Origin of the sequence: Sabulibacter ruber, from assembly GCF_017355955.1 — a bacterium.
In the GTDB taxonomy this organism is placed as follows: domain Bacteria; phylum Bacteroidota; class Bacteroidia; order Cytophagales; family Hymenobacteraceae; genus Nibribacter; species Nibribacter ruber_A.
Genome location: NZ_JAFFID010000210.1, coordinates 1 through 243, shown reverse-complemented (window position 1 = coordinate 243; position 243 = coordinate 1). Strand labels below are relative to the sequence as shown.

Sequence of the window (243 nt, the reverse complement as noted above, 5' to 3'; positions counted from 1 at the left end):
CGGCGGGAACATCTCGGCTTTGATGAGGCCGCTGATGGAGGTGTAGAAGCTGACGATGGCGAGCGCCAGGATGATCAGCCCGAAGGCCGCGTAGGGGCTCGTCACGTCGCGCAGCCCGTGCAGGATCGGCACCGTGCAGAGCGTGGCGAGCGCGCCGAACAGGATCATCGAGGTGCGCCGCCCGATCCGGTCCGACAGGGCGCCGAACAGCGGCTGCAGCACCATGTAGACGAACAGCGCCCC

General features: G+C 67.9%; 1 pseudogene. It reads right to left on the bottom strand.

The annotated features are described in order from the left end of the window. Window positions 1-243, bottom strand: a pseudogene (locus JT719_RS25080) (alpha-ketoglutarate transporter); the annotation flags it as partial.